At 68.3% G+C, this 19,568-nt stretch carries 17 protein-coding genes; 13 read left to right on the top strand and 4 right to left on the bottom strand.

Features of this window, described 5'->3' with window-relative positions:
• The first annotated feature begins 414 nt into the window (after positions 1-414).
• The 8 genes from QHF84_RS29245 to QHF84_RS29210 all read left to right on the top strand — a co-directional run bounded on the left by QHF84_RS29245 (position 415) and on the right by QHF84_RS29210 (position 9,127).
• On the top strand, positions 415-1,653 hold the full coding sequence (locus tag QHF84_RS29245; RefSeq protein WP_281316733.1) for a DUF2403 domain-containing lipoprotein: 1,239 nt from the start codon (positions 415-417) through the stop codon (positions 1,651-1,653).
• Between the two features lie 8 nt (positions 1,654-1,661).
• Positions 1,662-2,573 carry a glycoside hydrolase family protein gene (locus QHF84_RS29240; protein ID WP_281316732.1) on the top strand — a complete coding sequence of 304 codons (912 nt, stop codon included), beginning with the start codon at positions 1,662-1,664 and terminating at the stop codon, positions 2,571-2,573.
• 34 nt (positions 2,574-2,607) lie between these two features.
• Positions 2,608-3,954: a hypothetical protein gene (locus QHF84_RS29235; protein WP_281316731.1), complete on the top strand. Its 1,347-nt coding sequence runs from the start codon at positions 2,608-2,610 to the stop codon at positions 3,952-3,954.
• A gap of 11 nt (positions 3,955-3,965) precedes the next feature.
• Entirely contained in the window at positions 3,966-5,309 is a 1,344-nt protein-coding gene (locus tag QHF84_RS29230; RefSeq protein WP_281316730.1) for a DUF2403 domain-containing lipoprotein, read from the top strand.
• A 103-nt stretch (positions 5,310-5,412) separates the two neighbouring features.
• On the top strand, positions 5,413-5,994 hold the full coding sequence (locus tag QHF84_RS29225) for an RNA polymerase sigma factor (RefSeq protein ID WP_281316729.1): 582 nt from the start codon (positions 5,413-5,415) through the stop codon (positions 5,992-5,994).
• Positions 5,991-7,112 (top strand): FecR domain-containing protein, encoded by a 1,122-nt coding sequence (locus QHF84_RS29220; RefSeq protein WP_281316728.1) that lies wholly within the window; start codon positions 5,991-5,993, stop codon positions 7,110-7,112. Before QHF84_RS29225 ends, QHF84_RS29220 begins: the two co-directional genes overlap by 4 nt.
• The gene (locus QHF84_RS29215; protein WP_281316727.1) at positions 7,109-8,170 is read left to right on the top strand and encodes a hypothetical protein; all 1,062 of its coding nucleotides are present in this window, start codon (positions 7,109-7,111) and stop codon (positions 8,168-8,170) included. The genes QHF84_RS29220 and QHF84_RS29215 overlap by 4 nt, the downstream gene beginning before the upstream one ends.
• A gap of 36 nt (positions 8,171-8,206) precedes the next feature.
• Positions 8,207-9,127 (top strand): glycoside hydrolase family protein, encoded by a 921-nt coding sequence (locus tag QHF84_RS29210; protein ID WP_281316726.1) that lies wholly within the window; start codon positions 8,207-8,209, stop codon positions 9,125-9,127.
• A gap of 58 nt (positions 9,128-9,185) precedes the next feature.
• On the opposite strand, the gene QHF84_RS29205 is transcribed toward QHF84_RS29210, so the two are convergent.
• From QHF84_RS29205 to QHF84_RS29195, 3 genes are read right to left on the bottom strand one after another with little or no spacing between them, the layout of a single operon-like run.
• A complete protein-coding gene (locus QHF84_RS29205) occupies positions 9,186-9,605 on the bottom strand; it encodes a DUF1801 domain-containing protein (RefSeq protein WP_281316725.1) in 420 nt (139 codons plus the stop codon).
• Positions 9,606-9,618: 13 nt separating this feature from the next.
• On the bottom strand, positions 9,619-10,251 hold the full coding sequence (locus tag QHF84_RS29200; RefSeq protein WP_281316724.1) for a glutathione S-transferase family protein: 633 nt from the start codon (positions 10,249-10,251) through the stop codon (positions 9,619-9,621).
• An 11-nt stretch (positions 10,252-10,262) separates the two neighbouring features.
• Positions 10,263-11,894 (bottom strand): hypothetical protein, encoded by a 1,632-nt coding sequence (locus QHF84_RS29195; RefSeq protein WP_281316723.1) that lies wholly within the window; start codon positions 11,892-11,894, stop codon positions 10,263-10,265.
• A 71-nt stretch (positions 11,895-11,965) separates the two neighbouring features.
• On the opposite strand from QHF84_RS29195, the gene tssI reads away from it, so the two are divergent.
• From tssI to QHF84_RS29175, 4 genes are all read left to right on the top strand, one after another.
• Complete coding sequence (gene tssI / locus QHF84_RS29190) at positions 11,966-15,844, top strand: type VI secretion system tip protein TssI/VgrG (RefSeq protein ID WP_281316722.1); 3,879 nt, start codon at positions 11,966-11,968, stop codon at positions 15,842-15,844.
• A 15-nt stretch (positions 15,845-15,859) separates the two neighbouring features.
• Positions 15,860-16,306: a DUF1795 domain-containing protein gene (locus tag QHF84_RS29185; RefSeq protein WP_281316721.1), complete on the top strand. Its 447-nt coding sequence runs from the start codon at positions 15,860-15,862 to the stop codon at positions 16,304-16,306.
• An 8-nt stretch (positions 16,307-16,314) separates the two neighbouring features.
• Positions 16,315-17,391, top strand: a complete 1,077-nt coding sequence (locus tag QHF84_RS29180) for a PAAR domain-containing protein (protein WP_281316720.1) — start codon at positions 16,315-16,317, stop codon at positions 17,389-17,391.
• A 68-nt stretch (positions 17,392-17,459) separates the two neighbouring features.
• Entirely contained in the window at positions 17,460-18,251 is a 792-nt protein-coding gene (locus QHF84_RS29175; protein ID WP_348652891.1) for an alpha/beta hydrolase, read from the top strand.
• Between the two features lie 9 nt (positions 18,252-18,260).
• Here the strand turns inward: QHF84_RS29175 and QHF84_RS29170 are convergent, their stop codons facing one another.
• Complete coding sequence (locus QHF84_RS29170) at positions 18,261-18,593, bottom strand: ATP-dependent Clp protease adaptor ClpS (RefSeq protein WP_281316718.1); 333 nt, start codon at positions 18,591-18,593, stop codon at positions 18,261-18,263.
• A 70-nt stretch (positions 18,594-18,663) separates the two neighbouring features.
• Between QHF84_RS29170 and QHF84_RS29165 the strand changes: the two genes are divergently transcribed.
• Positions 18,664-19,530 (top strand): NAD-dependent protein deacetylase, encoded by an 867-nt coding sequence (locus QHF84_RS29165; protein WP_281316717.1) that lies wholly within the window; start codon positions 18,664-18,666, stop codon positions 19,528-19,530.
• The last annotated feature ends 38 nt before the right edge of the window (positions 19,531-19,568 follow it).

Raw genomic sequence — 19,568 nt, 5'->3', positions numbered from 1 at the left:
ATCAAAACAACGCCAATGCCTGCACGTTGAATCGTGTTTTCGGAGGTGCGGCGGCGTCGCCGGGCGCACCTCCGCGACATCGGAGCCTAGCGTCGGGTCGGGAGGGGGCGCCATGAGAGATTGGTCCCCATGAGGCGTACGGCTTTTCCTTGCGGAAGCGGAAGCGGGATACATGCCCGGCACGTGCGCCGCTGCCGGGGGAGGCGCCCGCCGGCGCATGGTTTGTCTTCGAGGGGAGTCGCCGAAGCCTGAGCCGATCGTATTCGGGCGTGCTCGTGCCCACCTGCTTCGGCGGGAGTCTCTGCACGACGCCTGGGGGGCCGGCGCTCACGTGAGCGCGACAGGTAGGCGAAGGTGGGAACGATCTCGTCTCCCCCGTGAGCCGTTTTCGCGCGCCGATCCACTTGCTGTTCGATGAGGCTCACTTCGCTCTTCGTTCGCGCTGCTCTCGTGATGCTCGCCTGTGCCTGCGGAGGTGGAGGCCCAGGCAACACGGAGCCCTCGGGCGGGGCCGGGGGGAGCGGCGGATCGACGGGCTCCGGCCCGCAGACCCCGGAGCCGAGCACACCGACGCGGGGCGGGACCATGACGTTCACCAACGTCGGCGCGCCCGGGTGGTGGCCGCGTCGAATCGACCGCGAGGCCGGCGATCCAGCGTGTACCTACAAGGACGGGACGGACACCTGGGGCGGGCACTGCTGCATGAAAGAGCAGTACACCACGAGCGACACGCTCGCGCCCTTCGACGAGGAGATGACCTTGATCATGAAGGCCATCCGCCTCAAGCAGCTCGCCATCTACCAGCCGGGGGCCGATCCGTCGTCGTGGCCTTTGGTCTCCTCGTGGGACGCGCAGAGCGGCCACGGCAAAAACCTCGTCGTCACCGAGGGGCAAACGACGTCCGCCGACTTCACGGGCGACTTCACGAAGAAGGATTGCGTCAACTACTTCATGCAAGAGACGCCGTTCTCGTGTGGAGACGGGAAGGATTATTATTGCCCCAATGATCCGGGGATCAACCACCTCGGCTGGGCGGGCTCGAAGCTCATCGTCTTCCTCGCGTCGATGACGTTCGACGACGCGGGCGTGCAGAAGTGCGACGGCGGCGGGCAAGGTCACCCGGGCCCGTGGGTCGCGTTCGTGGCTTCCGAGCTCATCCGCGACGGCGGCCGCAAGTGGAACGGGCTCTGCAATTGTTACTCGAAGACGGGCACGGTCGGCGACGGCTGCGGCGAGATCAACGTGTTCGAGGTGGTGATGGACAACAATCAATACTCGAACCGCGAATTCGTGAGCACCGGCGTCCGCTCGTTCCAGGCCGGCCACGTCGGCGGCAACGTCTGCGGGGAGGGCTGCAATCGCGACGCGTTCGCCGACGACGTCGAGGTCGTCGATGCCTGCGCGCAAAAGGCCTACACGACGGGGCCCGAGATCGCGGTCGGCGGCGCTTCGGACGGCTGCCCTGTGTGGCGCCGGCCCATCGGCGATCGCTACTTCATGATCCTGCTCGACGAGAAGCAGCGACAAATCCAGGTCGCGGTGATCCACCCCGACAAGATCCCCGCCGCGGCCGCGGAAATGCTCCCGTCGCTGCCCGGCGGCCTCTCCCGCACGACCATTGACGCGCTGCTCTCGATGCGCCTGCCCGAGTGATCGATACCATGATTCACAATACACGAACGCGATGGTTGGCGGGCGCAGCGATGGCGGCGCTCGTCTCGGTCTCATGTGGCTCGAGCGAGCCGCTTCCGAACCCGGGCGGCGGCGGCGGGCCGCCGATCAACCATTCCACCGGCTGCAAGCGCGGCGTCGCTTACGGTTACCACACGAAGGCGGACATGCAGGTGCTCTCACCCGCGGTGTCGTGGTGGTACAACTGGGCGCACGTGCCGGACGAGGGCGTGAAGCCCGACGTGTACAAGACGCTCGGCGTCGAATACGTGCCCATGGTGTGGGGCGGCGGCGGCCTCGACAGCAATCGCGCCACGCAGATCGCGGCCGAGATCCCCGACGGGGTGAACTTTTTGCTCGGCTTCAACGAGCCGAACTTCGGTGAGCAGGCCAATCTATCGGCGACCCAAGCCGCAGCGCTCTGGCCCCACGTGGAGGCAGTCGCCGACGCGCGTGGCCTCGCGCTGGTATCGCCCGCCGTGAACTTCTGCGGAGGATCGTGCCAGGAGACGGATCCCTTCAAGTACCTCGACGACTTCTTCGCCGCCTGCGAGGGGTGCCGCGTCGATTACATCGGCATCCACATCTATACGGCCTGCCAGGGCGACGGGACCAACAAGGCCCGGTGGCTCATCAACCACATCGAGACGTACAAGATGCGGTTCGACAAGCCGATCTGGCTGACCGAGTTCGCTTGCGACAATGCAGGTTCGCTCGCCGAGCAAAAAGCCTTCATGATCGACGCGCTCGATTACCTGGAGAACGAGCCGCGCATCGCGCGGTACGCGTGGTTCTCCGGTCGCGCCGACAACGTGGCGAACGCGAACCTGCTGGGGGACGACGGCGTGTTGACGGAGCTCGGCCAAGCGTACGTGGCCGCGCCCCAAAAACCCTGCGAGTGACAGGACCGCTTGATTGGAATGGAGGGTGCTCTCGATGAAAAGCGCAATCACGATCGGAATCGGCATCGGAATGGGCCTCCTGTCCGGCGTCCTCGCCGGCTGCGGCGGGGGCGAGGGATCGGACGGCGACACCGGAGGGCCCTGGGTCGACAACGGTCCTGACAACCGCCCCGAGGACGCCTGCCTCGCGGAAGGTATCGACAACTCCACTCCGTTCTCCAAGACGTACCGGGTCAAGCACATCGGGGACACGACCTTCCAAGGGACTCCGTACGAGATCGTCGCCTCGATGCCGTGGACCTACACCCTTCAGGCGGTCCAATGCGGCAAGGCGTTCCCGGTGGTGGAGACCGATACCCACTACATCGTGGAGAGCAACTTCGAGCTCCCGTACATCAAAGGCGTCATGGACGACGTCGCGTGGACGCCCGGCGAGAAGAACAAGGGCTGGTCGATTGGATCGAACGACGATCCCGGCGAGCTCGTCCAGAAAAACGGAGGGATGCGTCCCTTCATTTATCACGTGAACGGCGGCTACGAGTACGGATACTCCACCTACAACAAGGACCCGCTCCCCAACGACCCGATCAACTATACGGGCTTCCGGCCGACGTGGGTCGTGCACCCCGACGGCGACGGCTACAGGATGTTCTTCCTCAATCCGGAGGCGCCCGATTCGCAGGGGTTCGAGTGGCCTCGACACGGCGCGAACTGGGAGCTCAACTTCGGGCTCTACGTCGATCCCACGGGCCGCGTCTACGTGCCCAGGCCGGAGAAGGCCAAGCTCGCGAGCCACGACGAAGGCTGGGACGATTACCACGGCTGCGTGACCATCAACAAAGCCAACGCGCCCATCCCGACGACACGGACCCAGTTCCCCGGCAACGAGTCGTATTACGCGTCCGAGACCTTCCTGCCCGGCTACGCAGCGCCCGGCGCTCCCGGACACAAGTACTGGGGTCAGAAGGGCCGGCCCATGGAGGAGGTCGCCATCTGGGAGGACGACGGCGCTCCCGGCCTCAACTCGCCCGGCAACTACCACAAGCCTTATTCGGGCGGGTGTGACAAGGCCGGCTACAACTTCGCCCACGCCGAGGGCTTCACCTGGCCCGAGCTGCGCGCGGCGCGGACGCAGATGGGCGACATCCCGACGAAGGATCAGCTCTACAAGATCACGCTCTACAGGTTCCTCGGCAAGGACAAGACGACCGAGCTCCTCGGCACGCTCTCGTACGAGCAGCAGGACAACGGAGAATGGATCCCCACCGGATCCGGGCCCGAGGCCCATCCGCTCAACGACAAGAACGGACGTTGGATCATCAATGGCCCCGTCTTCCAGGACCGCGGGGATCATGTCTTCGCGATCCTCGAGGATCTTTGAGAATGGGCTCCATGAGGTTTTCGTCGCGTCGACTCCTCGGGCTGGGTTTCCTCGTCCTCTCGGGCGGGATCACGGTCGGGGCGTGTGGCTCGAGCCATGGCGGCGGCGGCTCCGGCCAGGCTGGAGGCGGCCCGCCGCCGGGCGATCCGGACACGGGGAACTGGCTCGATCTCGGCAACACGCACGCGCCGCCGCACGAGCCGGCGGTCCCGACGAACACGGGCGTCGTCACGCGCGGCGGGACATTGACGTTCACCAACATCGGGGCGGAGGGTTACTGGGGGCGTCGCATCGAAGCCGAGCCCGGGGACCCCCGCTGCGACGTGCAGTCGGAGACCATCGACTACGGGTGGGGCAGCGAGTTCTGCTGCCGGACCAAGCACGAGGTCACGTCGAACCTCCTGACCCCGTTCAACGAGCAGCTCACGATGGTGCTCGACGGGCCGCTGCGCGTGAAGCAATTCGCCGTCTATCAGCCGCTCGCCGATCGAGAAGGCCCGTGGGCGATCCGTTCGTTCTGGGACCGGCGGACGCCGGACACGCCGTACAATTTCCACTTCTCCGGACCGAAAAACGCATCGGTCTTCGGCGGTGACCTGGGCAATAGCTGCACCTTCTTCGCGATGCAGCAAAACAAGTTCCCGTGCGGGCCCGGCAGCGACCCGTACTGTCCGGGGTCGGATCTCGACTACGACGGGTGGCCCGGCTCGAAGCTGGTCGTCCTCCTGGCGTCGATGCCGTATGCCGACGATCCTTCGATGAAGCCGTTGAGCTGCATCGCGGCGGACCAGGACGAGCGAGAGCAGGATTCGCCGTGGATTGGTATTTCTCCCTCCGAGCTCAATCGCGACGGCTGGTCGGGATACCACCCGTGCCATTGCTTCAACAACACGAACAACGGTCAGCTCGGAGACGGTTGTGGCCAGATCAACGTGTTCGAGGTCATCGCCGAGGCGTCCGGGCCTCAGTGGGGCAACCGCGACGTCATCAGCACGGGCATTCGCTCGTACCAGGTGGGCTCGCTCGGTGGCGTGACGTGTGGCATTCAGTCGTGCGGGATCGAACAGTTCCCTGCCGACGCCGATCTCCTGGACGTGAACAGCCTGACCGCGATGAATGCAGGCGCGGTCATCGACGCGGATCACCCCGCGACGAAGGAAGGCCCGGCGTGGCGGCGCGCCCTGGATGATCGCTACTACCTGTTCCTGCTCGACGAGCTCTCGCGCACGGTGCAGGTGGCCGTGATTCATCCGGGCAAGATCCCCGACGCTGCGCAGGCGATCGTCCCCGCGCTCCCCAACACGGTCGCGCGATCCGTGATCGACGGATTCGCGAGCCTCCGCCTACCCCAGTAGCTCGTCGATATAATCTGCCGCACACGACCGGTGAGCCCGGAAAAAAATCGCGTGCCGGGTGAGCCGTTTCGTGCGATCGAGCCACTTAGCTCGTGGACCCTTCATGGCCGAGCCCGTCACGAGACTGGACCCGCGGCGGAGCGACGCGGCGCTCGTCACGGCTGCGCTCGAAGGTGACGAGCGGGCGAAAGAGGCGCTGTTTCGCCGGTACGTGGGTATGGTGAGCGGGCTCTCGTTCCGGCTGCTCGGGCGCGACGAGGAGCTCGAGGACATCGTGCAGGAGAGCTTCGCCCAGGCCTTCGGCGCGCTCCACAAGCTCGAGCGGCCCCAGGCGTTCGCGGCGTGGCTCTCGTCGATTGTGACCCGCGTCACGATCGCGACCATCCGGCGTCGGCGGCTGCTGGCGCGCCTGGGGCTCCTGCGCGGCGAGCCGGTGCACCTCGAGACGCTCATCGCGTCGACGGCGCCCCCGGACGTCGTCGCCGAGCTCACGGCGGTCTACGGCCTCATCGCCAAGCTGCCCGTGAAAGAGCGCGTCGTGTTGATCCTGCGGCGGGTCGAGGAGCTCTCGCTGGAGGAGGTCGCCGCGCAGACCGGGTGGTCGCTCGCGACCGTCAAGCGCGCGCTGGTCCGCGCGGAGGGCTTGCTCGACGTTTCACGTTCGCGCGGAGAGGAGGGGGGATGAGATCGGTGTCGCGTCGCCGCATCGCGGACTTCGTGAGCCCGGCGCTGAGTGAGGCGCGCATCACGCGGATGTGGTCGGCCATCGCGGACGCCGAGCGAGCGCGGCTCCAGGGATCGGAGAGTCCGCGTTCGGCAGCGCGCCGGACGATGCGCTGGCGGGCTGCCCCGATCCTGGCCGCGGCGCTCGTGGCCGCGGCGCTTTTCCTCGGTCTGCGGCTCCGATCGCCGTCGAGCCCCGCGATGACGGGGCTCGTGATCGACACGGGGGCGGCGGTCCAGGAGGTGTCGCTGCCCGACGGGAGCATCTTGAGCCTGGCCGCGGCGACACGCCTGCGCGTGCTCTCCGCGACCCCCCACGAGGTCCGCCTGCGCCTCGATCGCGGCAGCGTGATCTGCGACGTCGTGCACCGCGAGGAGCGCCGCTTCGTCGTCGCCGCGGGTGACGTCGAGGTGGAGGATCGAGGCACGCGCTTCGCGGTCGACGTGCACCCGGAAGCGAATCGAGAGGTGGTCGAGGTGCGCGTCGAGCGCGGCGCGGTCGAGGTGCGCGATTCGGCGCAGTCGGTCGTCGCGACGCTCAAGCCGGGGCAGGATTGGAAGAGCGGCGGCCCCGAACCGCTCAGGATGGAGCAGCCGCTCGCCCCGCTCGGCAGCGGCGAGCCGGCGGCGCCGAGCGCGTCGGCCCCGGCGCCGAGCGTGCCAGCCAGCGCGCCGGCGCACCCGGCGTCCGCTCGATCGGCGCGCGCTCTCTCGCCCGAGGCGCTGTTCGATCGCGCGACCGAGGCGCGGCTCGCCGGGCGCCACGCGGACGCGGCCGCCGATTTCGAGCGGTTCTACCGGCGCTTCCCCGACGATCCGCGCGCCGGGCTCGCCGCGTACGAGCTCGGTCGAATCCGCCTCGGATCGCTGCGCGATCCCGAGGGCGCGGCCGCGGCGTTCGAGGCCGTCCTCGATCGCCCGAGTGATCCGTTTCGCGAAGACGCGGAAGCGGCCCGCGTCGAGGCTCTGGCGAACCTCGACGACCGGGAGGCCTGCGCGCGCGCGCGCGACGCGTTCCTCGCGCGTTACCCGCGGAGCCCGCAGACCGGGCGCGTGGCAAGGCTCTGCGGAGGCCCATGAGGACAGGGCTTCGTCGCCGCATCGCCGGCGCTTTGCTGCTCACGCTCGGCGCGCTCTCGTCCCGCGCCGAGGCCGCGCCCCCGCAGCCGCAGAGCGCGAGCGGTCGCGCGGTGGTCGAGCTGGTGCTGGAGGTCGAGCCTCCGGATCGCATCATCGGGACGGCCCTGGAGCGGCATCTCCGCGCCGAGCTCGGCGCGCGCGACATCGACGTCGCCGTCGTCCCGAGCGCGGCGCCGGCTCTCCCGTCCTCCGGCCCGCGCCCCATCGCTCGGATCACCCTTCACGTCGAGCACCAGGAGAGCGGTGCTTTCCTCGCGACCATCCGGGTCGGCGATCTGATCATGGACAAGCGCGTCGAGCGCACCATCGATCTGGGACGAATCCCCGCGAACGGCCGGGCTCTCGCCGTCGCCGCGTCGACCGACGAGTTGCTCCGCGCGAGCTGGATGGAGCTGACGATCGCCGACGCGCCGGCGCCGATCGTCACGCCGCCGCCGCCCGTCCTGCGTGCGATCGCGGCCCCGGCACCGCCTGCGCGCGCGCGGCCGCCGTTCGTCGAGATCGGCGTCGTCGGGACCGCGGTCGACTTCTTCGGCCACCGCGTGGGGTTCGGAGGCGCGACGTGGGTCGGCGCCTGGTGTCTGTCGCGCCTCCTCGTGGAGCTTCGTTTCGCGGCAGATTTCGGCCTCCCCCGCGCGTCCCTGCACGGCTCGGCCCGCGCGGACACCCTTGGCCCGGGCTTCGGGTTGGCCTTCGCGTTCCTGCCTCCCGACGCGCCGTTCGGCATGCGGCTCGAGGCGAACGTGGACGCGGTGCGCGTCCACCTCGTCGGATCGGCCTCGGGCTCCGCGACGGCGACCGACGGATCACGCTGGACCGGTCTCGCCGGCGCGACGGTCCGCGGCTGGGCGCGGACCGGCCCGATCGCCTGGACCCTCGGCGTCGGCGCGGTCGCCGCGCTGCACACGGTCGCGGCGACCGACGATGGCGCCGCGGTGACCGCGATCCAGGGCGTCGGGGGCAAGATCGACGCGGGGATCTCCTTCGACATCCGCTGACGAGCCGTTTCCGGCGCTCGACCCACTTACCCCTCGATGCAACGCACTCTGCCTCTCCTCGCTTGCGTCTCCATCGGCCTCGCGGCGGCCCTCACCGCCTGCGGCTCGAGCAGCGTCGAGGTGCTGCACACGGGCACGGGGGGCTCCGGCGCGGACGCCGCGTCGTCCGGCGGCGCTTCGTCGGGCACCGGCGGCGCTGCCCCGGCCGCGTGCAAGCGCGGGATTGCGTACGGCTACCACTCCGTGGCTGACCTCACCGCGCTCTCGAACGGGATCGGCTGGTGGTACAACTGGGCGGCGAAACCGGACAACGCCGACGTCGCCGCCGCCTACGCCGGGCTCGGCGTGGAGTACGTGCCCATGGCGTGGGGTGAGGCATCCCTCTCGGCGCTTTCTGCGGAGGTCCCGGCCGACGCGCGCCATCTCCTCGGCTTCAACGAGCCCAATTTCGGCTCACAGGCGAACCTCACGCCGACGCAGGCGGCCGCGCTCTGGCCTCAGATCGAGGACTTCGCGAAGCAGCACGACCTCGCGATCGTCTCGCCCGCCGTCAACTTCTGCGGGGGCACCTGCAACGTGGCGGACCCGTTCGAGTGGCTCGACCAGTTTTTTGCCGCGTGTCAGGGCTGCAAAGTCGACTACATTGCGATGCACTGGTACGCGTGTGACGGTGGCGCTCTCACCTGGTACCTCCAGCAATTCGAGAGCAAGTACACGCAAAAGCTATGGCTCACGGAGTTCTCGTGCCTCGACGGGAGCGACACCTCCGAGCCCGCGCAACAAGCCTACATGAAGGCCGCGCTCGCGATCCTCGAGGCCGATCCCAGGGTCGAACGTTATGCCTGGTTCACCGGGCGGAGCGACTTCACCTCCAGCATCGATCTGCTGGGTGAAGGCGGCGAGCTCACCCCGCTCGGCCAGACGTACGTGAACGCCCCTGCGAGCTGCAAGCCGTGATCGAATGAGCTGGGCGACCCTACGGCCGAGGTCCGCGACTCGCCCCCTGCTCGCAGCGCTACACGTGCTCGATCCACTGGCGAACGACGTTCACGAAGGCAGCGCGTTTCGCCTCGACATCGTTTGCATCCCGGAACTTCACCGAGGCCCGATCCTTGCCGAGCCATTCGAGGAGTGATTCGGGATCGTCGATGGCGAACCCCGGTGACTCTCGCTTTTTCGCGCCGAGGTGCAGGATGACCTGCACGCCGTCTTTCGCTCGCAAATGGAACGTCGCGAAAAACTCCGACGTGCGAAAGCTCGGCGCGTTCCACTTGATGCCCTCGCCGATACGCGCATCGGCGCCGAGGATCGCCTTCCGGATCTCGCGGATCTCCTTCTCGAAGGGATGATCGAGCGAGGCGAGGAACGCCTCCACGTCGTCGGGCGCGGGCGCCGACCGTTTCGTCGTCTTCTTGGCGGGCGCTTTCGTGGTCACGGGACGCTCCTCGTCACAGCTCGATGGCTTTCCCGCCCGCCGCCGTCCAGGACGCGCGGGCGCGAATTCGATCCCGGTAGGCGGTCACGGCAGGAAATGCCTCCGGCGTATCGAGGCGCGTGCCGCGGAGGATGTTCACCATCACGCCGACGCTGCAATCAACGAGCGTGAAATCGCCGAGCAGGTAATCGCAGGACGCGAGGTGCGTCTCCAGCACGCCGAGCGCCCGGCCGACGTCGATCGCGACCTGTCCCACGAGCTCCGGCCCGGCGGCGGGCCCGGTGCGCCCGGTCTTCGGGGTGAGCACGTCGGCCCACCAGAGGCGCCCCGCATAACCGAAATTCGCCGCGTCGAAGAAGAGCCACTGCAGCGCCTCGGCCCGCGCGGCCGGGCTCTTCGGCCAGAGCGCCGCTCCGTACGCATCGCCGAGGTAGGCCACGATCGCGTCGGATTCACGGAGCACGAGCGCCCCGTCCTCGAGGACCGGGACTTTTCCGTGGGGGTTCTTGCTGAGGAAGGTGGCATCCCGCTGATCGCCGCGGAGCAGATTCACCTCGACGGCCTCGTACGGAAGGCCAAGCTCGGCGAGCGCGAACCGCACTTTGAGGGCGTTGGAAGACGGAGGAAAGGTGTGGAGACGCAGCATCGAGGCGGAAGTTACCACAAACCGAAGCGGCCGTAATACGGTTCCGGCGTTGGCTTCGCCCAGCGCAAAGGCCCTCTCCACAGCTCGTTTCTCTCCGGGAGTTTGTCCTCCGACGTGTGCGGCACGCCGAGCCCCCATCCGTCCGTCGTCAGGATCATCGCGTAAAAGAGGGATATTCTGCCGACGACACCACGCTCGAGGTCGAAGACCTCGGGGCCCGAATAGGCAAACCGCTCGACCTGATCCAGGTGCTCGCTGCGCTCGGAAGGACGAAGAACGGAATCGACGCCGGAGCTCCTATCACGCAGCATGAGTTTGTTCTCTGCGGACATGTACAGCGCATACCTGTCGTGGGCCGAGAGCGCGCGTGCTCCCTCGGGGAAGGGGTGGAGCACGCCGTGGTGCTCCATGTCGACGAGCACGTCCGGCGGGTCCGCTCTGCCCTCCTCGGGGCTCACGGAACGGAGCAACACCACGCTCCCCGTCCCCACCTTTTTCGTATAAAAGCCCGGATCCTGGACGAATACGCCGAGCGGCAAATGAACATCCTCGCCGTGGAGCTCGACGCGCGTCCGCTCCAGCCCTCCGCCGAAGCGCACAGCGCCGTTCTGGCAAGCCACGAGCGCGAGCTTGCGCCCGTGATCCAGGTAAAACAGTTCTCCGTCACATGCCGCGGAGACGAACGGCCGCGCGATTCCCTCCGCCGACACCAGAAACAGCGCGGCCGGGCTCTTTTCCGGCGCCTCCTCCCGGACGACCCATCGATTCCCGAGTGCGGCCTCGATGCCCGGCACGCGCGTCATCCGCCCCGTCGCGAGCGAGACGATCCGCGTCGCCATGGTATCGGTTTTTCCTGGATGAACGCTGTACGACCCGCTCGTGCGGCAGCGGCGATGGCTGCGCGTGGTCTCGGGAATCGGCCAGCCGAGGATACCGTCGCCGTTCGTATCGGCGACGACGACCCGCATCGCGATCGAGCTGCCGTCGCCCGGGAGATCGATGCGCCAGAGCCGTCCGGGCCCGGGATCGACCTCCGTCTCCACGCCGGCCTCGAGGTCCCGCACGATCGCAATCGTGCGCTCGCCCTTCTTCGCGAGGTAGCCGAGCGTCTTGCCCGCGGCGTCGAAGACGGCGGCCCGGTGCGGTTCGAAGGGGTCGCCATCGTCGGTCACGTCGACGCGCGGCAAGACGGTCTCGGTCCGCGCCTCGACATCGACGATCACGAGCTTGCCGTCACGGATCACGGCGACGTGGGAGCCCGCATGCGCCACGTACTGGTCGATCCGCTGACCCGGGCCCGATTCGAGGATCAGATAGGGGTCGACGTCGTCGCCGAACGTCGCGCCGTGCATACCCCGGTGCGCCTCGACCTGGCCATCACCATTCGTGTCCTCGCGCGGCTGGCAAAGGATCACCCACCGGCCCGCGGGATCATGCGCCTCGAGCAGCAAAGGGTGCGCGGTGCCGACGTCCCCCTCGCGGCCCGCCGGCGCCGGCAATGGGGTCTCCGGGCCTTCGGCAGGCGCCCTGACGAGCGTGATCGAGCCCGCCGGCGCGAGGCCCTCCACGCGCGTTTCGCCGCACCGCGTGCTGCACGCGGCGAGCACGAGCGGGAGGAGCCATAGGAACCCTGGCCTTCGCACGGGGCCATCGTACACGAAGCTTCCGTCTTCCCGCCCGCCTTGCGCTCGCGTATCGTTTCGCACGCTGTCCCATGGAAAACCTAGAGCTTCGTTTCGCAGCGAAGGACATCAACCTCTCCGTGCGGAGCTTTTCGGTCGTCGAGGAGATGTCGACGCTCTTCGACGTCTCGCTCGTCGCGCGCTCTTCGGACGAGGACATCGATCTCGACGCCCTCGTCGGAAACGGCGCGGGATTCAAGGTCGCGGGCGGCCTCGCCTGGACCGGCGTCGTGCAGTATGCCGAGCAGATCGAGGTCGAGCCGGACGGGCTCTCGACGTACTTCCTGCGGATCGTGCCGGCGCTCTGGCGCACCTCGCAGCGCCGCAACCAGCGCATTTTCCAGCACCTGTCGATCCCCGACATCACGAAGAAGCTCCTCGCGGACTGGGAGATCGAGCCCGTGCTGGAGCTCGACGCGGGCACGTTCCCGAAGCTCGAGTACCGCGTGCAGTACGGCGAGACCGACTTCGCGTTCCTCTCGCGGCTGCTCGAAGAAGCGGGCATCAGCTACCATTTCCGCCCGCCGGATCCGGGCAGCGAATCGCCGAGCAAACTCGTCCTCGTCACCGATCCCACCGTGCGCGAAGCCGGCGCGCCGCTGCTCTACGTGAACAACCTCGAGCACGCGAAGTCGCGCGACGCGATCACGCACGTAAAAGTCTCGCACCAGGTGCGGCAGGGCCGCATGACGCTGCGGGATCACGATTTCCGCAGGCGACCCGACTTCCAGCTCATCGCCGAGGCGAAGTCGACGTTCGATCAGGAAGATCGATACGAGAGCTACAGCTACGTCCCCGGCGCGTTCGTCGTGGATCCGGGGCGCGTCGACGAACGCGAGGCCAAGGCGCTCGCGGCGCGTAGGCTCGACGGTACGCGGCAAGGTCGCCGCAAGGTCCTCTTCCAGACGACCGCGCTCGGCCTCTCGCCCGGCGACGTGTTCTGCATGGAAGGGCATCCGCGGGACGACCTCGCCAAGGAAAAACGCCTGCTCCTCGTGCAACGCACGCTCGAAGGGACGAGCGAGGGCGACTGGTCGAGCACGGGCACGGCCGTGTTTGCCGACGATCCGTACAGGCCCGTGCCCGTCACGCCGAAGCCGCGCATGGGCGGTTTGCAGAGCGCGGTCGTCGTCGGCCCGCCCGGCGAGGAGATCCACGTCGACGAGTACGGCCGCGTGCGCGTGCAGTTCCACTGGGATCGCGAGGGCAAGTACACGGACGAGAGCTCGTGCTGGATCCGCGTGAGCCAAGTCTGGGCTGGGCGCGGATATGGAAACGTCGCGATCCCGCGCGTCGGGCAGGAGGTCCTCGTCGATTTCCTCGAAGGCGACCCCGACCAGCCGATCATCGTCGGCCGCGTCTTCAACGGCACCTCGCCGCACCCGTACAAGCTGCCCGATCACAAGACGAAGACCTCGTGGAAGAGCGACAGCTCGCCCGGATCCGGCGGCTTCAACGAGATCACCTTCGAGGACGCCAAGGGGCGCGAGAAGGTGTTCATGCACGCGCAGAAGGACCGCGAGGAGGTCGTCCGGGAGAAACACACGCTCCAGGTCGGCACCGATCTCGACGTGCAGGTCGGCGAGCGTGAGAGCCGGAAAATCGGCGCGGATCAGACGCTCCACGTCGTCGGGAGCCGCACGACGCGCATCGAGCAGAGCGACGTCCTCGTCGTCGGCGGCGAGTGCCACATCCAGGTCGGCGAGACCGGTGCATCGCTCTCGAACGATCGGGTCGTGCTCTCGACGGGCAAGGCCTCGCTCACGCTCGCGGGCGGCGACATCTTCCTCGACGCGAGCGGCAGCATCAAGGTGAGCGCCGGTGGGCTCGCGGGGCTCGCGGGGCGCGAGGTGCACATCGACGGCGCGCCGAACGTCCTGCTCAACACCGCGGGCGCGAGCTCGCCCGTGCCGATGTCCCTCGGCGCGGCCGAGATCAACCTCGCCGATCTCTCGTTCCCCGAGGCCGTGAACAACGCGGCGAAGGCGCTCTCGGCGAAGGTCTTCGACGAGATCCCGGGCGGCTTCGACGAACAGGCCGTCGAGGGCGCGCTCCGGCGCCTGCTCGAAGAGCCGCCCGCCTCGATCGCGGATGCGCCGGGTTATCTGATGGTGCCCGAGGCCATCAACGAGCAGCTCCAGGCGGCGATCGACAAGGTCCTCAACGTGCCGGGCGTGATCGTCGACGACATCCTCGATCGCGTGGCGCTCGAACAGAAAAAACTCCAGGAGCGCATCGATCAGATCCGCGCGCGGGCCGGCGAGATCGCGGGCGACGTGCAGGAGAAGATCCGCGGCGCGGTCGAGGATCTGCGTGCGCGGGCAGAAGCCGCGAAGCAGATGGCCATCGCGAAGTTCGAGGAGGTGAAAGCCAAGCTCGAAGCCGCGAAGGCGCAGGTGCAGGCCAAGATCCAGGAGCTCCGCGGCAAACTCGAAGAGGCCAAGGCGCGCGCCGTGGCGATCGTCGAGGAGTTCAAGGGCAAGCTCGAAGCGGCGAAGGCGGCCGTGCTCGGCAAGGTGGCCGAGGTGAAGGAGAAGTTCTCCGAGGCCAAGGCGCGGGTGCAGGCCAAGATCGACGAGATCAAGGGCCGCATCGAGGCTGTTAAGGAGCTGGCCTTGGCCAAGATCGAGGAGATCAAGGGCCGCATCAACGACATCAAGGAGCAGGCCAAGGCCAAGGTCCAGGAGATCAAGGAGCGCGTGATCGCGCTCAAAGATCAGGCCGTCGAGCGCTTCCAGGAGATGAAGAAGCAGGCGGGCGAGATCATCGAGATGGCCAAGACGCAGGTCGAGGCCGCGAAGGCCCGCGTGCAGGAGCTCAAGGCCCGGATCGAAGGCGCCAAGGAAGAGGTCAAGCAGAAGGTCCAGGAGTGGAAGGGCAAGGTCGAGGAGTGGAAGGCCCAGGCCAAGGCCAAGGTCGAGGAGATCAAGGGCCAGGCCAAGGCCGTCGTCGATGAGGTGAAGGGCCAGATCGAAAGCGCGAAGGAGACGGTCAAGCAGACCATCGCGGACGCGAAGGAGATGGTCGCCGACATCAAGGCCATCCCGAAGGAGTTCGTCGCCGAGACGAAGGCCGCGTGGAACGAGATCAAGACCGACGCGAAGGAGACCTGGAACCAGACCAAGGCCGAAGCCAAACAGACCTGGGAAGAGGCCAAGGAGACCTGGAAGCAGACCAAAGCCGACGCGAAAGAGACCTGGAACCAGACCAAGGCCGACGCCAAGCAGACCGTCGAGGACGCCAAGGAGGCCTGGAAACAGACCAAGACCGAGGCGAAGGAGACCTGGAACCAGACGAAGGACGAGTTCAAGCAGGCGGGCCAGGAGGCGAAGGACGCCTGGAAGGACATCAAGGGCGACGCCAAGGACGCCTGGGGCGACCTCAAGAACGAGGCCGAAGACTTCTGGGGCGAGCTCAAGGGCCAGGGCAAGGACGCCGCCGAGGGCACGAAGGACGCGCTCGGCGCGGCCCAGGGAGAGGGCCAGGGCGCGCTCGGCGACGTGAAGGGCGCGCTGCAAAACGCGTTCGGCGGGAACGGCTCGAATGCGCTTTCGGGCCCGCAGATGAGCCTCGGCCAGGGCGCCGCGCCGGACGGCGGATCCCTCGGGCAGGTCTTCTCGCGCGCCGGTGGTTTCACGGGCGACGACGTCGCTTCGGCCATCAACGGTGGTTCGAAGGGCGCGACGATCCTGCAGAGCCCCGGCGAAGGTCAGCTCTTCGTGATGAAGACGCAGGGCGCGATGCCGGTCTCGGGCGCCGAGCTCGAGGCGAACCTCGTCGAGGCGCAGATGAACGGGTTTTCATCGAGCGACGCGTTCGTTCACACCCTCACGAAGAAGGGATACGTGGTCTACGAGCGGCCCTGGGGCGAGCTCGCCGAGGCCTTCGTGAAGCGCGCGGCGGTCATCTGAGGAGAGAAATAGCGAATGTCGCGATACGAGAGCCGAGACGTCTCCTTCGACGTACCCCGCCACTGGGAGGACCGCACGATGGTGGCGTTCGCCGCCACCCCGCGGCCCGGACAAACCACGGCGCCGAACGTGGTCATGACCCGCGACGTGCTCTCCCCCGAGGAGACACTCGTGTCCTACGCGGACAAACAGCTCGCGGAGCTCGGCAAGCGCCTCGAAGGGTTCGAGCTCAAGGAGCGGAAGGAGCGCACGCTCGGCGGGCAGCCGGGGATCGAGCTGCATTTCACCTGGCGCGCGCAGTCGGGCGAGCTCGAGCAGAGGCTCGCGATGGCGCTCGGGCGGCGGCGCACGGTCTTTTGCTTCAATGCGACCGCGGCCAAGGTCGACGCGGATCAAATGAACCCGCTCTTCGATCGGATCCTGTCCACGGTGCGTTTCCCCCGCCCGGGGGAGGAGACGTGAGGGCGTAAATGAGCACGGGTCATCTCGCGGCGAAGGTCGGTTCGAGGCTCGCGCACGCGGCCATGCCGCTCGTCACGCCGAGCCAGGCGATGGTCGCGGCGACGCTCGGCAGCGAGGTCGTGGGCCCGGCGGGGCTCGGTGGCGCGGGCGCCGCGAGCCTCGGCGCAGGCATTGGAGCGGCGCCCGCCGGGACGATGATCTCGATCGTGGACATGGTCCCCATCCTCACGACGGGCGTGGTGGCCACGGGCGCGCAGGATGTGATGCTCGGGCCGGGGCAGATGGCCGTGCTCGCCCCTTCCCTGCCCCAGCCGTGCGGGCCGCACGTCGCGCAGCCCATCGTCGCGGGAAGCCCGAGTGTGCTCGTGCACGGCATGCAGCTCGTGCGGGTCGGCGACAAGACGAGCTGCGGGGCCACGGTCTGCGACGGGGTGAAGACCGTCGTCGTGGGCGGCGCGGCCGCGGCGCCGAAGCCGGTAACGCTTTCCGATCTCGCGGGCTCGCTCGGCGCGGTCGTGCTCGGCGCGGTGCTCACGAAGACGGGCGCGATCGAGCGGATGAACGAGCTCGGTGCGGCGCTCGTCGAGGGCGCGGAGAAGGTCTCGGCGGCGGCCGACAAGGTCACGGGCGCGGTGTCGAAGACGCTCGACAAGGCGCAGGCAAAGGTCGACAAGGCGCTCGACAAGGCCCAGGGCAAGGCGAACGCCGCGCTCGACAAGGTCGACACGAAGGTCAACGCGGCCATCGACAAGGTGACGGGCGCGATCGGCACGACGCTCGACAAGGCCGAGGCGAAGTACGAAAAGGCGCTCGATAAAGCCACGGGCGCGGTCACGGGCACGATCGACAAGGCCACGGTCGCCGTGACGGGCACGCTCGACAAAGCCACGGGCGCGGTCGACAAGACGCTCGGAACGGCCCTCGGCGCCGCGGAGAAGGCGGCCGACAAGGCGGGCGCCGCGGTGGACAAGGTCGCGGGCGCGGCGGGCGCGGCGCTCGGCAAGGTCGGGGATCTCGTGGGCTCCGTGGGCGGCGCGCTCGAATCGATCCTCGGCGGCGCGCTCCTCTTCGGCGGCGGAAAATAGGCGCGCCTTCCGTGGCCGAGGGGACCGATGTCGCTCGTCCAGCCAGAAAACACCGGGCGCGTCGCGTGATGGCCGTCGTCCTCGGGGCGATCGTCGTCGTGTACCTCCTCGTCTGCTGGTTCGTCTACGCGTCCCAGAGCCGCATCGTCTTCCCCGCGCCCACGGTCGGACGCACGCCCGCCGGAAATTTTGAGCTCATACGGATCGACGGCGGCACGCCCATGTTGTTCCGGCCGCCCCCGGCGCGTGGGCCCGTGGTCGTGTATTTCCACGGAAACGGCGAGCAGATCGCCGACAGCGCATGGCTCGCGGATCTCTTTGCCCGCGCCGGCGCGGGGTTCGCGGCGATCGAGTATCCCGGCTACGGGCTCGCGCGCGGGCTCGGCGAGCCGAGCGAACGAGCGATCTTCGATGCGGCCGAGCGCGGGATCGGGCACCTCGTCGAGCACCGGGGCATCCTGCGGACCGACCTCGTGCTCGCGGGACAATCACTCGGCACGGGCGTGGCGACGGAGATGGCCGCGCGAGGCCATGGCGTGCGCGTCCTGCTCCTCTGCCCCTTCACGTCACTGCCCGACGTGGGCGCGCGCATCTTCCCGTTCTTGCCGGTGCGGCTCCTCTTGCAGCACCGATTCGACTCCGCCGCGCGGGCCTCGAACGTGAACGTGCCCGTCCTCGTCGTGCACGGCACCGACGACGAGCTCATCCCCGTGGATCACGGCAAGACGCTCGCCGCGCGCCTCCCGCGCGGCCGGTTCATGCCCATCGCGGGCGCGCACCACAACGATCTCTGGCTCTTCGACGAGGTCGAAGCCGAGGCCATCCCGTTCTTGGCCGGAAAACGCGACGACGCTCCCTGAGCGCGCCCTTCATTCGTCGTCGGGCTCGACCGTGAGCCGCAGCGGCATCCCGTACTCGCGCGCGTGCTCCTGCACGAGCTTCGCCTTCGTCTCGGCGACGTCCTTCGTGTAGACGCCGGCCACGCCGCGGCCCGTGGTGTGCACGACGAGCATGAAGCTCAGCGCCGACGTCTCATCCATGTGGAAGAAGCGGACGAGCACGTCGACCACGAACCATTTCGTCGTGTAGTTGTCGTTGTGGAAGACGACCTGCCAGCGCTTCGCCTTTTCGACCTTGCGCTTTTGCTCCACGGCGAGGTCGGAATCCGTATCGTCGCGCCTTCGCTTCGGGTCGTTCGCCATGCGAGCGAGGATCTTATCCGCGCGCCCGCCCTCCACAAGCCTCGCTGGACTGCGTGCGCTACGCTCGGGCGTGACCTCGTCGCTCTCCGCGTCTTCCAGCCCCGAAGCGAACGACCTCGCCTCCGCGTCGAGCCTCGCTCGTCTGCTCGACGGCCGCCGTATCGTCGCGCTCGCCGGCGCGGGCATGAGCACGGAGTCGGGCATCCCCGATTATCGAGGCCCCGAGACCGCACGCCGCGCCCGCAATCCCATGCAAGCCCGCCAGTTCCTGCACGAGCCTGCCTCGCGGGCGCGCTACTGGGCGCGCAGCATGAACGGCTGGCCGCGGATCGCGGCGGCCCGGCCGAACCCGGCGCACGTCGCGCTCGCCGCGCTCGAACGGGCGGGCCGGCTCGCGGGCACGATCACGCAAAACGTCGACGGACTGCACCAGGCCGCGGGCAGCGAACGCGTGGTCGAGCTGCACGGCGCGCTCGCCCGCGTTCGTTGCCTCGGCTGCGGCGTGATCGAGCCGCGCGCCGCTTTGCAGGAGCGCCTGATTGCGGAGAACCCTTCGTTCTATCGGTGGGGCACGGCCCTCGCGCCCGACGGCGACGCCGACCTCGATCACGACGCCTTCGCCGATTTCCACGTCCCGGTTTGTCTGGGCTGCGGCGGCACGCTCAAGCCCGACGTCGTCTTTTTCGGCGAGAACGTGCCGCCGCGCGTCACCGAGGCCGCGTGGGCGCTCTTCGACGAGGCCGAGGCGCTGCTCGTCGTGGGCTCGTCGCTCACGGTGTACTCCGGCTATCGATTCGTGCGTCGCGCGAGCGAGCGGGGCGTGCCCGTGGCCATCGTGAACCTCGGTTCGACGCGCGGCGACGAACACGCGGCCGTGCGTGTGGACGCACGCCTCGGCGAGCTTTTGCCCGCGCTCGCGGCGATGCTCGGCGCGTGAGGGCCCGCGCGACGCGACGCGCTGGTAATGCCAAAAAC

The organism is Polyangium sp. y55x31, from assembly GCF_029946505.1.
Taxonomy (GTDB): domain Bacteria; phylum Myxococcota_A; class Polyangia; order Polyangiales; family Polyangiaceae; genus Polyangium.
Note: the sequence above shows the minus strand (reverse complement) of the source record. Positions and strands in the feature narration are given on the sequence as shown.